The 13,889-nt window shown below is 28.6% G+C and carries 10 protein-coding genes and 3 tRNA genes; 1 reads left to right on the top strand and 12 read right to left on the bottom strand.

The window, feature by feature from the left end:
• Positions 1-2: 2 nt before the first annotated feature.
• The 10 genes from rnr to HGG69_RS01595 form a co-directional block, all read right to left on the bottom strand.
• Entirely contained in the window at positions 3-2,120 is a 2,118-nt protein-coding gene (gene rnr / locus HGG69_RS01640; protein WP_169605068.1) for a ribonuclease R, read from the bottom strand.
• A 1-nt stretch (position 2,121) separates the two neighbouring features.
• Positions 2,122-2,358 (bottom strand): preprotein translocase subunit SecG, encoded by a 237-nt coding sequence (secG, locus tag HGG69_RS01635; protein WP_169605067.1) that lies wholly within the window; start codon positions 2,356-2,358, stop codon positions 2,122-2,124.
• Positions 2,359-2,374: 16 nt separating this feature from the next.
• The gene (gene aspS / locus HGG69_RS01630) at positions 2,375-4,057 is read right to left on the bottom strand and encodes an aspartate--tRNA ligase (protein ID WP_169605066.1); all 1,683 of its coding nucleotides are present in this window, start codon (positions 4,055-4,057) and stop codon (positions 2,375-2,377) included.
• The gene (gene hisS / locus HGG69_RS01625) at positions 4,057-5,316 is read right to left on the bottom strand and encodes a histidine--tRNA ligase (RefSeq protein ID WP_169605065.1); all 1,260 of its coding nucleotides are present in this window, start codon (positions 5,314-5,316) and stop codon (positions 4,057-4,059) included. Before hisS ends, aspS begins: the two co-directional genes overlap by 1 nt.
• Positions 5,317-5,325: 9 nt before the next feature.
• Complete coding sequence (gene secDF / locus HGG69_RS01620) at positions 5,326-7,884, bottom strand: protein translocase subunit SecDF (protein WP_169605064.1); 2,559 nt, start codon at positions 7,882-7,884, stop codon at positions 5,326-5,328.
• Positions 7,885-7,946: 62 nt separating this feature from the next.
• Positions 7,947-8,900 (bottom strand): Holliday junction branch migration DNA helicase RuvB, encoded by a 954-nt coding sequence (ruvB, locus tag HGG69_RS01615; RefSeq protein ID WP_205852854.1) that lies wholly within the window; start codon positions 8,898-8,900, stop codon positions 7,947-7,949.
• The gene (gene ruvA / locus HGG69_RS01610; protein WP_169605063.1) at positions 8,875-9,513 is read right to left on the bottom strand and encodes a Holliday junction branch migration protein RuvA; all 639 of its coding nucleotides are present in this window, start codon (positions 9,511-9,513) and stop codon (positions 8,875-8,877) included. The genes ruvB and ruvA overlap by 26 nt, the downstream gene beginning before the upstream one ends.
• A gap of 144 nt (positions 9,514-9,657) precedes the next feature.
• Positions 9,658-9,733 (bottom strand) — tRNA-Lys (locus tag HGG69_RS01605).
• Between the two features lie 4 nt (positions 9,734-9,737).
• Positions 9,738-9,824 (bottom strand) — tRNA-Leu (locus HGG69_RS01600).
• Between the two features lie 112 nt (positions 9,825-9,936).
• Positions 9,937-10,020, bottom strand: a tRNA-Leu gene (locus tag HGG69_RS01595).
• Positions 10,021-10,096: 76 nt separating this feature from the next.
• On the opposite strand from HGG69_RS01595, the gene HGG69_RS01590 reads away from it, so the two are divergent.
• Positions 10,097-10,579: a dUTP diphosphatase gene (locus tag HGG69_RS01590; RefSeq protein WP_169605062.1), complete on the top strand. Its 483-nt coding sequence runs from the start codon at positions 10,097-10,099 to the stop codon at positions 10,577-10,579.
• Positions 10,580-10,726: 147 nt separating this feature from the next.
• Here the strand turns inward: HGG69_RS01590 and lon are convergent, their stop codons facing one another.
• Positions 10,727-13,168 (bottom strand): endopeptidase La, encoded by a 2,442-nt coding sequence (gene lon, locus HGG69_RS01585; protein ID WP_169605061.1) that lies wholly within the window; start codon positions 13,166-13,168, stop codon positions 10,727-10,729.
• Positions 13,169-13,262: 94 nt separating this feature from the next.
• A complete protein-coding gene (upp, locus tag HGG69_RS01580) occupies positions 13,263-13,886 on the bottom strand; it encodes a uracil phosphoribosyltransferase (RefSeq protein WP_169605060.1) in 624 nt (207 codons plus the stop codon).
• Positions 13,887-13,889 lie beyond the last annotated feature (3 nt).

Here is a 13,889-nt window from a genome sequence, read left to right as displayed (position 1 = left end):
TACTACTCCAATATTTTTGCTGAAACAGTTCCTTTGATTGCATCCGTTTCAGTAATTAATATTCTATATGTTTCACCCACTTTAAAGTGTTTTGTTTTACCTTTAGCTTCATATGTTGACAATTGTATAACGTTGTCATTTTCGATTTCTTCGTATCTAACTAACACAGAGGTTTTGTATTCATCTAATTCGAAAAATATTCCAAATTTTTCACAAGTGATTAATGTGGCTTTAAATTCTTTATTTATGAATGACTGAAAAAATTCAGCTTTTCTAACATCAGTAACGCCACGTTCAACAACTAGTGCAACATTTTCGGTATCAGATGTAGAAATACTAATTTGTTTAACCTTTTCATTTAACTCATCTTTTTGTTCATCATTTAATGATTGATTATTGAAGATATAATCCCTTATTAACCTATGTAAAAGCAAGTCTGGATAACGACGAATCGGACTAGTAAAGTGCGAATAACACTCACTAGCTAATCCAAAATGCCCGATATTAGCTTCAGAATATTTAGCTTTTTGCATAGTTCTTAATAAGAAAATTTTTATAAAATCATCGTTTTGAAATTCTTTAATCTTTTGAATTGCTTTTGCAAAATCAGCGGGTTTGCCTGATGTTGGAACTTTAACGTTTATTTTTAAGAAGTTTAATAATGTTTGAAGATTCAATAATTTTTCATCCGACGGAATGTCATGTATACGATATATTGAAGGAATTTTACGTTTATACATCATTGTAGCAACTGTTTCATTGGCTCTAACCATGAAATCTTCAATCATTGATTCAGAAAATCCCGGTGTTTTAATTTCGATATCTATAACTTCATCATCTTTTAAAATGATTTTAGGTTCTGAAATTTCAAAATCAACATATCCCTGCTCATTTTTGTATTTACGAATAATTTCAGATAATTCTTTAGCATCATTTAAAAGTTTATTTACTGTTTCTTGTAATTCTGTATTTCCATCGTAATAGTTATTTACTTGTTTATATGTTAAACGATAATCGCTTTTGATAATAGCGGGATATATATCAAAATGTGTTGTGTGTCCATTTTGATCAATGATCATTTCAAGAGTTAACGTAGCTCTTTCAACACCTGGGTTTAATGAGCATATACCATTAGACAGTGCAAATGGTAACATCGGAATTACTTTATCAGGTAAATAAATTGATGTACCTCTTCTTAATGCTTCACTATCAATTGGATCATTTTCCTTAACGTAGTAACTAACGTCAGCTATATGAACTCACAGTTTGTATGTTCCATTATCTAATTTTTCACATGATATCGCATCATCAAAATCTTTAGTGTCTTCACCATCGATAGTTACAGTCAATAATTCAGTTATGTCTTTTCTGTCTCTATAATCTTCTTTTCGAATCTCTTGGGGAATTAAATCAGCTGTCTCTAAAACGTTTGGTTCAAAATCTTCGTTAACATTGTTTTGTGCAATTATTTTCTTTTGAATTATGCCTTTTGCTTCAACTGAACCAATATATTCAATAAAAGAGACTGGGATTCTTCCCTTAACAAGATCTACTGAATCTATTGATACTTTAACAAAGTGATCAGTCTTATACTCAAATTTTAATGGTTCATTAAACGTGTATTTAGTATTGTCTTTTTCGTCTGATGCTTCAAAGTACATTAAATTGTTTTTGAAACCCTTGACAAATTGTCCAATTAAAGTGGTTTTCCCTCTTTGTTTAACAAAGTTTACATAACCTCTGTATAATTCAACTCCGTTTTGCATGTATGAACAAATGTCAGCATTGACAATATCGCCGTCCAATACGCCCTTTAATTCGAATGGTAACACTAAAGCGCTTTTATTTTCCTCGAAATCAATAAAACCTAAACGTTTAGCAGTTAACGAAATTTTGAAATTATCATTGGTTAATTTTTTCAGCGCGAAATAATTACCCTCTCTTGTTTTTTCAATTTTTCTTTCATCCGCCATTTTTCATAACAATGTTGAATAATCACTGTTAAATTTAGGTTTTAAATTTATTTTTTTTACAAGTTCAATAAAACTATATGGTTTTTGCGATTTGGAAAGAATTTCTAAAGTTTGTTTTTCAATATTTTTTGGGTCAAATGCATTCATATTAAGGAAGTAATACCCTTAACAATATAGCGATAAATAATAAAGCAAATCCTGAAATCATCATTGCTCATTTTAAAAACTTTTTAAACCCTCTTTCTTTAGATACTTTAAATAGGTCAAGATCTCCACTTCCAACTAATGCACCACTAAATCCGTTTGAATCAGGTGACATTAGGAATGAAAGTATAATTATGAAAATCGATACTATTGCAATTATTACTATTAATGTTGTCAACATATTTCTCCTTTGTTAATTATTTTAATTTCAATCCGTACTCATCCAACTGGAATTCAGTAACGTTTGATGGTGATTTAGATAATAAATCCAATCCCTTTGCATTTTTAGGAAATGCAATTACATCTCTTATTGATTTCGAGTTAGAAATAATCATTAAAATTCTTTCTAATCCGAATGCCATACCTAAATGAGGGGGTAATCCATATTTAAATGCGTTTAAAAAGAATCCGAATTTGTCGTTATATTCTTTAGGTGACATTTTTAAATATTCAAATATTTTTTGTTGCATTTCTGCGTCATGATTTCTAACTGAACCTGAACCCAGTTCAAAACCATTCAAGACTATGTCGTATGAACAAGCCCTTACTTTATCATATTCGTTTGTTTCTATGTATTTTAACGTTTCTAAATCAGGTCTTGTGAATGCGTGGTGTGCTGGTTCATATTCGTTTGTTTCTTTATTGTATTCAAACATTGGTCAATCAACTATTCATACAAAGTTAAATTGATTTGGATTTGTTAATGCATATTCCTCTGCGATAAAGGTTCTTAAAGCACCAAGTGATTTAACAACATTGTCATATTCGCCTAAACTTATGATAATTGAACCTGAAATCAATTTTTGTGCGGCAATTATTTCATTAATGTACTCATCAGTTAGTTGTATACCTTTGAATACTTTGCTTTTCATTTTAGAGTTTTCAAATTCAACTACTGTCATATTTTCGGCATTGTTTTTAAAACCTAATTCAAATAAGATATCTTTTTTAGAGATTAATTCGATGTTTTCGAATGCAATTGATTTATGTGTATGAATTGATTGATCGAATACTTTTACATTTGTTAAAAGATTTTCGAATCTTGTATCAGGTTTATCATTCCCATATTTATCCATTGATTCAAAAAATCCCATACGTGGAAATGGTGTTTTCAACTCCATACCTAAAGAATTTCAAATATGTTTATAATAGTTTTCAACTAATGCAAATAAATCTTCGCGATCAGCAAAAGACATTTCAAAGTCAATTTGAGTAAATTCTGGTTGACGATCTTTTCTTAAATCTTCATCCCGGAATACACGTGCTATTTGAAAATATTTCTCATATCCAGAAGCCATTAATAATTGTTTGTATAATTGCGGAGATTGAGGTAAAGCGAAAAACTTTCCGTTTCTTCTTGTTGGTACTAGAAAGTCTCTTGCACCTTCTGGAGTTGATTTACATAAAATTGGTGTTTCAATTTCTAAGAATCCGTTTTTATCAAAAAATTTTCTTGTTTCCATATTTACTTTATGACGTAGTGCGATGTTATATTGCATTTTTTCGCTTCTTAAATCTAAAAAACGATATTCCAATCTTAAATCTTCGTTCGCTGAATCTTCTTTCATGATTTCAAAAGGTAACTGAGAAGCTGAATTTAATACCTCATAATCAGTAACGTGGATTTCAATTTGACCTGTTTTTAATTCAGTATTGTACTCTAATCTTTCTTTAACAATACCAGTAACTTTTATTGAAGATTCTTTTGTTAATTTTGGATCAGTAACATCAAATAATATTACTTGGATTAATCCGCTGCGGTCTCTTAAGTCTATAAAGTGTTGTTTTTTAAATTTTCTTTTGTTTGCAATTCAACCATACAACGTTACTTCTTCATTCACATGTTCAATAGTGATATCTGTATTAAAATATTTTTTCATTATAATTCCTTTTTAATTTCGCTGATAAACTCATCGATATCTTGTGCATTTAGCGTTATTTCTTTATTTTGTTTTAAAAATTTTATTTTAAATTCAGTATTTTCTGAATCTAATTCTTTGAATATTAATACGCGAGGATTTAATTTATTAGCTTTTTTAAATAATTTTTTAATATTTAATTCCTCATAGAATAATTCGACAGAAAAATGATCACGCAGTACTGAAGCTAATTTGATAACTGAGTCTTTTTCATTGTCGTTCAGATAAGCAATTAATATTTCCAATTCATTATTCGGAATATAATTGTTTTCACAATTTATGATTTCAACTAATCTTTCAGCTCCGAATGCAAATCCAATTGACGAAACATCTTCACCACCAAATTGTTGAACCATTCCATCGTATCTCCCTCCTGCTAAAATAGTTGATTTAGCACCAAGAGCTTTTGAATTGGAAACAAATTCAAAAACAATATTGTTGTAATAGTCTAAGCCTCTTACAAGCATTGGATTAATCTTATAAGGTATATTGTTTTTTTCCAACTTATTCAATAATTGTTTGTATTGATTAGATTCTTCATCAGATAAAAAGTCAGTGATTTTTGGACAGTTTAATATAAATTCTTCATTTGCTTGTTCTTTATCATCTAATATACGCAACACATTCTTTTCTAATCTGATTAAATTTTGCTCAGTCAACTTTTCTTTGTGTTGTTCAAAATATTTTTTTAAATCGGTTAAATAATTTTCTCTTGTATCTTTAGTACCTAAGTTATTGATTTCTAAAATAAAATTATTGATTTGTAATTTATTTAAAAATCTATATCCTAATTCGATAACTTCAAAATCAACATCACTTGAAGCGGGTGAAAAACACTCTATCCCACCTTGTCTAAATTCACGATAACGTCCCTTTTGAGGTCTTTCGTATCTGTACATATTGCCATAGTAAAACAATTTATTAAATCCTTCTCTGTGTAAATTGTTTTCGACAAATGCGCGAATAACGGGAGCTGTGCCTTCAGGTCTTAATGAAATATTTTTTTTGCTTTTAGATAAAAAAGAATACATTTCTTTATTTGCTATATCACTGGTTTCACCAGCTGAACGTATAAATAATTCAGTACTATCAATAATTGGTGTTTCGATGTATTTAAAATTATATTTTTTAGCTATATCGAAAAAAGTAGATGTTATAAAGGTGTAAATATCTGCTTCTTTTCCGAATATGTCTTTTGTGCCTTTTAATTTTTGGTACATATTAACTCCTTATTTATTGAAATTATTAATTGATAAAAATTCTTGTTCTTCTAATTTTGAAGAGTTTCAGTAATATGTTTCAATTCTTTTTTGTTTATTTTTGTTTTTTAATTTGAATAATCAAATTCATAATCTTGAACCAATTAATGAATCAAATAGTAATATCGAAGCTCCTGTTAATAATAATTGCAATACGGTGTTAATATCAAATGTATTTGCAAACGCTAACAATGGTATGCTCATTAATAATGTAAATAAACAAATAAATACTAAATTTTTAAAACGGTTTCTTGAATATATAACATTTATACCTTGAATTTCGTCATCGGTAAAAATGTAGTTGTTTAATTTTGTGTCACTGTGAACTAGAGAATGAATTTCACCCGTTGATAATAAATGATTTGTAATAATCAATGCATATGAAATGAAATATACAGAAATAATATTTGAATTGAATGGTAATTTGAATGCAATCAACAATGCGGTTAATATTAAATTTATTAAAAATGCTTTGACAACAAATACCACACCACTTACTCATGTGTATCTGAATGTTAAATACAAGAATACTAAGATACTGAACGCAAATATAGGCAATATGCTTCAACCTAGTTGAATTAAAAATCCGTTTGAATTTTTTAATAGTTGAGTAAATTCTAATTCATTAATAAAGGCAACTTTTGATAATTTATCCATCAATACATTATTTGTTATATCTTGCCCGATGATTCTCAATAGTACACTGTTGTTATTAATTGAAGTATTGAAGATTTCAATATTTTTATAATCCGTTATTAATATTTGTTGCAGTTGTTTTGCTTGATCCATTGAAAGTTGGGGACTTGTTATAAATCATTCTTGGTGTTGGAATAATTCTGATGAAAGACCTAATGACCTCGTAAAATCAATTCCATATATAAATAATGAAATTAGCATAGCGATTGTTATAAATCCAAAAATAACTATCGAATGTCAACGCTTACTTACAACAGTAAAGGATAGTTCTTTTGTTTTCATTGTAGATGCCAATAAAAATGGTTTTTTGTTGAAATATTCCATTTGACTTATTAAACTGAATAGACCATTAGCTATTAAATTAATTAACAGAGTTGAAGATAATGAACCCAATATCACAATCGCTGCAATTGATGTTGTAAAGTATGATCCTAAATAAAGAACTAATAAACCTAGCGAGAATAAAATAAATGTTATATCTAGCGAATTTACAAAATTCAATTTCTGCGCTTTGTTCATTGATTTGGTAACAGTTATACCTTTTTTAACTTCTCTGTTAAATTTACGCATTGTCGCATTGATTAAAGCGAATGAAATTATTGTTACAAGCAATAAAGAAGTTACAAATAAAGGAGTTATAATAGCACCAAATGAAATCATTAAAGCTGTAATAACTAATATGTTCAGTCCTATTAAACCAGATGTTACCAATCCCAGCAATCTATTTTTAATCATTAAAATAACTGAAAGAATAGTTAAAATGATAGTCGCGATAATCGTTAATTTATAAATACTTAGACTTTTAGTACTTGTGTAGTAACTCGTGATTTTTTCTAATTCAAATGAATCATATGCAAAATTAATTTTTGCAGCTAATTCTTTGTCCGATAATACATTGTTTTGATTTTTAATAAATATTTTATTTTCGCCGAAACGTTGCGAATCTAATCAGAATGGACTATTAGCTTCAAAAATTAAATATTTACCAGATTTTAAATCACCTTCTTTTAATACTGGTGGTTTTGTGATTTTGTTTGGTTTTTCTTTTGGGTTCGAACTGGGTTCGGTGTATTCTTGTGGTTTGTTCGAATTTCCAATAAAAGCAAAATTTACAGGATTTTCTCCTGATTGTTTTCATTGATCTGGATATTCAGTTTTGGCTCTTTTAATAAATTCTTGTAAATTTAATCAAACATATAATTTTTCGCCATAAGAAAATGGTAAATAATTTTTTAAATCTAATCATGATTGATTTCCTTGATCAGTTAAATTTAGAGCGATTGTTCCAGTTGAAGCTCCAGTGTTTCATTCAGCTGGTTTGTTTTTTAACGATATAGAAAAATCTCTTGCATCTCCTTTTATGAATTTTTCTAATGTAACACTCTTGTTAGTATTCGGTGCCACAAAATTATTTTTATAAAACAATGGTGTACCGTTTTTGTCTGTGAATGTTAAATATGGTTTCGTAGTTAATGAGTCAATTAATCTATCGTTATCTTTATCACTAGTAACATTTGGAGTTGTGATTACTAATGAATCATTAGATAAATCCACTTGACTTTCTGTATTGATTTTTTGAACAGTTAAATATTCACGTGTTGATTCAAAAACGTGATTATTTGAAACTGAGTCTGTGTTTGCTAAATTTTGGTTATTTGAATTTTTAATTTTTAAAACAATTTTGCTTTCTTGTGAGTTCACTGCGTTTTTGTTTTTTGTTAAAAACCCAAAACAAATCCCGGTTATCAAGAACACAAAAATAGCAATTGTTGAAAAAATTGTCAATATTCATTTTAATTTAGCTTTGTTAGTATTATTTGTTGTATTTTTCATATTTTTAAATTATAACAATATATAAATATTTATATTTATATTAATGAAATTTAATTAAATGATTATGAATACTGAATTAAATATTCAATACCTTTTTGAGTAATTATTCTTCCACGTGATGTTTTTACAATAAATTTATTTAATAATAAATGGGGTTCAACCTCTTGTAAAATCGTATTTTTATTTTCTTTTAAAATACTGGAAATTGCATCTAAAGAGGCTGCTTTTTGTTCGAATATATTTATCAATATTTTTAAGTATTGAATTTGTAAATCGTTTAATCCATATTTGAAAACACCTAAATATTTTAAACTTTCTTTAGTTGTGGCCAAATCGATGCAATCATTTTCTTTATAAATTGAAAAATCATTGACTCTTTTCAGTAAATTATTAGCAATTCTGGGTGTAAAACGTGAATTTTTAGCAATTTCTTCAATTGATTCATCAGAGATAGAAATCATATTTTTATTAGCCGAATTTTTAATTATTGATTCAATTTCACTGATTGAATACATTTTTAATCTGCCAATAAAACCAAAACGATCCTTTAAGGGCTGACTGAGAGCATCGAATTTTGTAGTTGCAGCGATGAGCGAAAAAGCCTTTAGTTTTAAACGCATTATTTTTTTATCGCCTTCAACACCTAAAACGATATCAATGGCTTGTTCTTCCATTGCTGAATACAATAATTCAAATAAATTTTTATTAACACTGTGAATTTCATCGATAAAAATAATATCATTTTCATTAATAGAAGAAAAAAGCGTTATTAAATCCGAACGCTTTTCTAATAATGGGCCTTGTGCATAAATTATATTTCGTTTTGTTTCATTAGCAATAATATTAGCTAGTGATGTTTTACCGAGACCGGGTGGGCCGAAAAACAACATATGATCAATAATTCTTTTTTGTTTTTGCGCGGCATTAATCATAACTTGAATAGTTTTTTTAATATGCTCTTGCCCGATAAATTCACTGAAATTAGTTATTTTATATTGTTGCATCTTTACCGGCATCAGCAATTAATTTTATAGCTTGTTCTACCGCTTTTTCAAGATCACTAAAGTCACCTATTTTATTGACTGCAAGATTAATTTGTTTTTGTTTAAAACCCAATATTTTTAAACTTTTTTCAAGATTTTTAAGATTTTCATTTAACTCGCTTTTTGCATTATCAGCAACACTATATTCATTAGAATCTGACTCGTTCGTAGTTTGGATTTTCATTTTTTGAACAAATTTTTCATATTTTGGCTGAAATTCAAAAATTAATTGACGAGCGCATCTTGTGCTTAAATATGGTATTTTGGTTAATTTGTCAATATCTGCTTCGGCAACATATTTCACAATCGATTGTCAACCGGTACTCAATACACTTAAAGCTGTTTTTGGTCCAATCCCTTGAATAGAAATTAAATCTTCAAATACAATTAATTCTTTAAATGAACTGAAGCCATATGTCGTTTTGAAGTACTCATTATCATACTCGTGAATAAATACTTTTATGTTTTCATCATTTTTATATTTATTTATATCACTAACGTATATTAATTCTCCTGTTCCATTGTGTTCTATTATTATGTAGTTTTTATTGATATGAACTACTTTTCCGTACATATAAATTTTCATGTCGTGTCCTCCTGATCAAATTATCATTCATATTTAAGTACATTTCTTATCTTAAAAACTAATTCAAAACAATTTTAGGAAAATTCTAATTTTACAAATAAAAATAAAAAAACCGCAATGCGGTTTTTGGTCATTTACATGAAATGGTACGCCCTAGAGGATTCGAACCTCTGACCCACTGGTTAAAAGCCAGTTGCTCTACCTGCTGAGCTAAGGGCGCATTATGGTGCCCGGAACTGGACTTGAACCAGCACGGTGTTGCCACCGAGGGATTTTAAGTCCCTTGCGTCTACCATTTCCGCCATCCGGGCATTTATCAATGCCTTAATATTATACATAATTAAAAAAATTTTTTATTTTTTTAAAAAAAATTTTTTTAAGCCGATTTTTTAGCTATTTTGGACAACCTTTTTTTGGTTGATATGGTGCCCCTGACTGGACTTGAACCAGCACGAATCTCTTCGGTTGATTTTGAGTCAACTGCGTCTACCATTCCGCCACAGGGGCATATTTGATCGGCTTTATTATTATATATAAAAAAAATTCATAACTATAAAAAATATGCAATTATAATAATAACAATATGAATTTAGAAAAAGTTTTTAACATACAAGAATTATTAGATGAAAAATTCGCAGAGAATATTTCACCTGATGAACAAAATTTAGAAATAAAAAGAATTATAGCGCTTTTAGTGGAAATAGGGGAGTTCGCAAATGAAGTACAAGCGTTTAAATATTGAAAGGTTAACAAAAATTTAGATAGAGTCAAAATACTAGAGGAATTTGCTGATGGTATTCATTTTTTAAGCTCTATGAGTTACAAAAAAAATGTGGATTTTGAAATTTCACCTATAACTTTGTCAACTGATTTTACTATTCAGTTATCACATGTATATATGGAAGCTTCGAAATTATTCAACAATTTAACAAAAGAACAGCTTAAATACGTATATGAACTTTACTTAGGATTAGGAGTAACAGCAGGTATAAGTGAACAAGAAATTTTGGATAGTTTTTACAGAAAAAACGAAATAAACTTTCAAAGAGCAAAAAACAAATACTAAAATGAAATTTTACTCATATATGAGTATTTTTTTAAAAATTAACAGCTAAAAAACGCTGTTTTTTTATATTTTTAATTTATTTTTGCTGAATAAATATATAAAAACATTCACTCGTGTGAATGTTTTTATATTAATTAGATGTTGTCCTTATTTTTTGAATATGTGATCATAAATTGTTTTGTAACTTGAAACAGGAACAAATTGGATTTTATCTTTTATTTCTTTAGGGATATCTACCAAGTTTTTCTTATTTAGTTCAGGAATGAATATTGTTTTAATACCTAATCTTGATGCCGCTAATGATTTTTCTTTTAAACCACCAATTGGTAATACTTTTCCTCTTAATGTAATTTCCCCAGTCATAGCTATATTGTTATCAACTGGTTTTTTACTCAATGCACTGATGATAGCTGTCGTAAACGTTACTCCGGCGCTTGGACCATCTTTAGGAACAGCTCCTTCTGGTACGTGAATATGAATAGTCTTATTTTCAAAATCAAAATCAATATCGAATTCTTTAGCATTTGAACGAACATATGCAAGTGCTATTTGTGCTGATTCTTGCATAACATCTTTTAATTGTCCTGTTAATTTTAATCCGTCTTTACCATCAAATGTTGTTACTTCGATTGGTAAAGTTGAACCACCAAAACTTGTTCAAGCTAAACCATTTACCGTACCAATTTGAGGGTGATTGTCATTTTCAGCTTCATCAAATTTAATAGGTCCAAGGAAATCTTCAACTACTGATGTAGTAATTTCAAAATCATTTTTAATTTCTTTTGATAATATTTTCACAACAATTTTACGAGCAATTTTATCTAAAATACGGCTCAACTCACGAACTCCGCTTTCACGAGTGTAATTTTTGATTACAAAACTTAAAACATCATCAGAAATCACATATTGTGATTCGTTCAATGAATTAAATTCTAATGTTTTAGGAATCAAATGTTTTTTAGCGATTTCTAATTTTTCAATAAAAGTATAAGAACTTAATTCAATCATTTCAACACGATCAACTAAGGCTTCGGGAATATTTTCGAAATAGTTTGCTGTCGCTATGAACATAACTTTTGATAAATCATATTCAACTTCTAAATAATGATCTTGAAAGTTAACATTTTGTTCTGGATCTAAAACTTCTAATAATGCCGAAGTTGGATCGCCACGATAATCCGCTGACATTTTGTCTATTTCATCAAGTAAAATTACCGGGTTTGAAACTCCCGCTTTTTTAATAGCATTAATAATTTTACCCGGCATGGCTCCAACATATGTACGACGGTGACCACGAATTTCTGATTCGTCTTTAACCCCACCTAAGCTAACTTTAATATATGGTCTTTCAAGAGCGTTGGCAATAGATCTTACTAAAGTAGTTTTACCAACACCTGGAGGACCTATTAAAGTTAGAATTGGCATAGGTCTTAACGATTCATTAACTAGGCTTCCCTCTTTAGAAACGAACAAATTATTGTCAATAAAGTGATTTGGATCATTCGGAATAGAAGATAAATCATTCTTGTTTTTATCTTGAATTTTGTTATGTGTCATAACTGCGATAAATTCAAGTATTCTTTCTTTTGGTTTGTTTAATCCATAATGGTGTTTATCTAAAACATTTTTTGCGTTTTCTAAATCTAAGTTTTCTGCGACTACTTTTCTTCATGGAAGAATTTGCATTAAGTCTACATAGTTTTTGCTGATATTAGCTTCAGGACTTGAAGGCATCATGTTTTTTATTTTTGATTTTTCTTTTGCTATTGTTTTAATAACTGCATCTGGGAATATTTTTTTAAATTGTGGATCTTTAGATTTTTTTTCAAAATCCAAATCACTTTCTTCTTCACCAAGCGATTTTTGAATTACTCTCATTCTTTCACGTAACAAGTATTCTCTATGTTGATCTTCTAGCTCTCCGCGTAATACTTTATCAATTTCCTCATCAACAACTTGTAGTTCAATGTTTTTAATTAATAATTTGTATATTAATTCAATACGTTCACTAATATCTGTAGTACTGAATATTTCATCCTTTTCTTCAATTGTGGCGTCGAAACTATCAAGAACTTTCGAAGCTAAAGATGTTAAAAATTGTTGACTGGTTAACGATAAATCTAAATTTTCTACCGAGCTATCAAAATCACTATTTTTACGTGAAATGTTTTGGTTTGTTACTTTTATAATTTTTTCAAAGATTTTTTTTGATTTTTCAAAATCAGAGTAGTAAAAATCTACAGGCTTAGCAATTACTACTGAGCCAACTGCGTTTAAATCGGTTCCTTCCACATCTCTTTCTATAATTTCTACTTGTTGCAATCCTTCAAATGTAACAACTTTAGTTTTAGCTAATTTGAGACTGTTTTTGACATTAGCAATTTTTACTAATGTACCATATTGATGAAATTTAACGCTCTTATTGTCAGTGTTTTCGATTTTTGGTAGTAATACAATTTCAATATTTGAATTTTGTGAAAAATCAATAATTTGTAAACTTTCAGTTTTTCCAATTAAAATATCATGATTTGTATCTGCGAAAACAATGTCATTTTTAATTGGTATATATAAATATTTTTTATTCTCCATGTATGTCCTTTCAAACTTATTATACGAAATTATAACATAATTAGCACTCTAAATAGCAAAGTGCTAAAAATAAAAAAGGCGGTCCTTTTTATAATTATTTTGTGCCAAACAATCTATCACCTGCATCACCTAAACCTGGGACGATGTATTTTTTACCGTTTAACTTTTCATCTTTTGTTGCAAGATAAATATCAACTTCTGGAAATTCTTCCATAACTTTATCAATTCCTTTTTGTACGCCAACCAAACATACTAATTTTATATTTGTAAATCCTTCGTTTTTTAATTTACGAATAGCATCAGTAGCGCTAACTCCTGTTGCCAACATTGGGTCTACAACCAACACGTAACTATCCTTGTCAACGTTGGGTACTTTGTAATAATAATCATTCGCCTCGAACGTTTGTTCATTTCTTTGTATACCAATATGACCCACTCTGGCTTGTGGTACTAAGTCCAAGATACCTTGAACCATTCCTAGACCAGCTCTTAAAATTGGGATTATTACAATTTCTTTGTCGTATGTATATCCAGTAGTTTTAACTTCTATGGGAGTAATAACTTCAATTTCTTTCGGTTTATAATCTCTCAAGACTTCAAATACCATCAAAGAGGCAATTTCATTTAAATTTTTACGAAATACATAATGATTTGTTTCTTTATCTCGCATTGTTGTTAATTTAGTTTTAATTAATGGGTGATCGAAAATTTGTATCATGTT

It is taken from the genome of Mycoplasma phocoenae (assembly GCF_012934855.1).
GTDB lineage: Bacteria > Bacillota_I > Bacilli_A > Mycoplasmatales > Metamycoplasmataceae > Metamycoplasma > Metamycoplasma phocoenae.
This window is presented reverse-complemented; position numbering and strand designations above follow the sequence as displayed.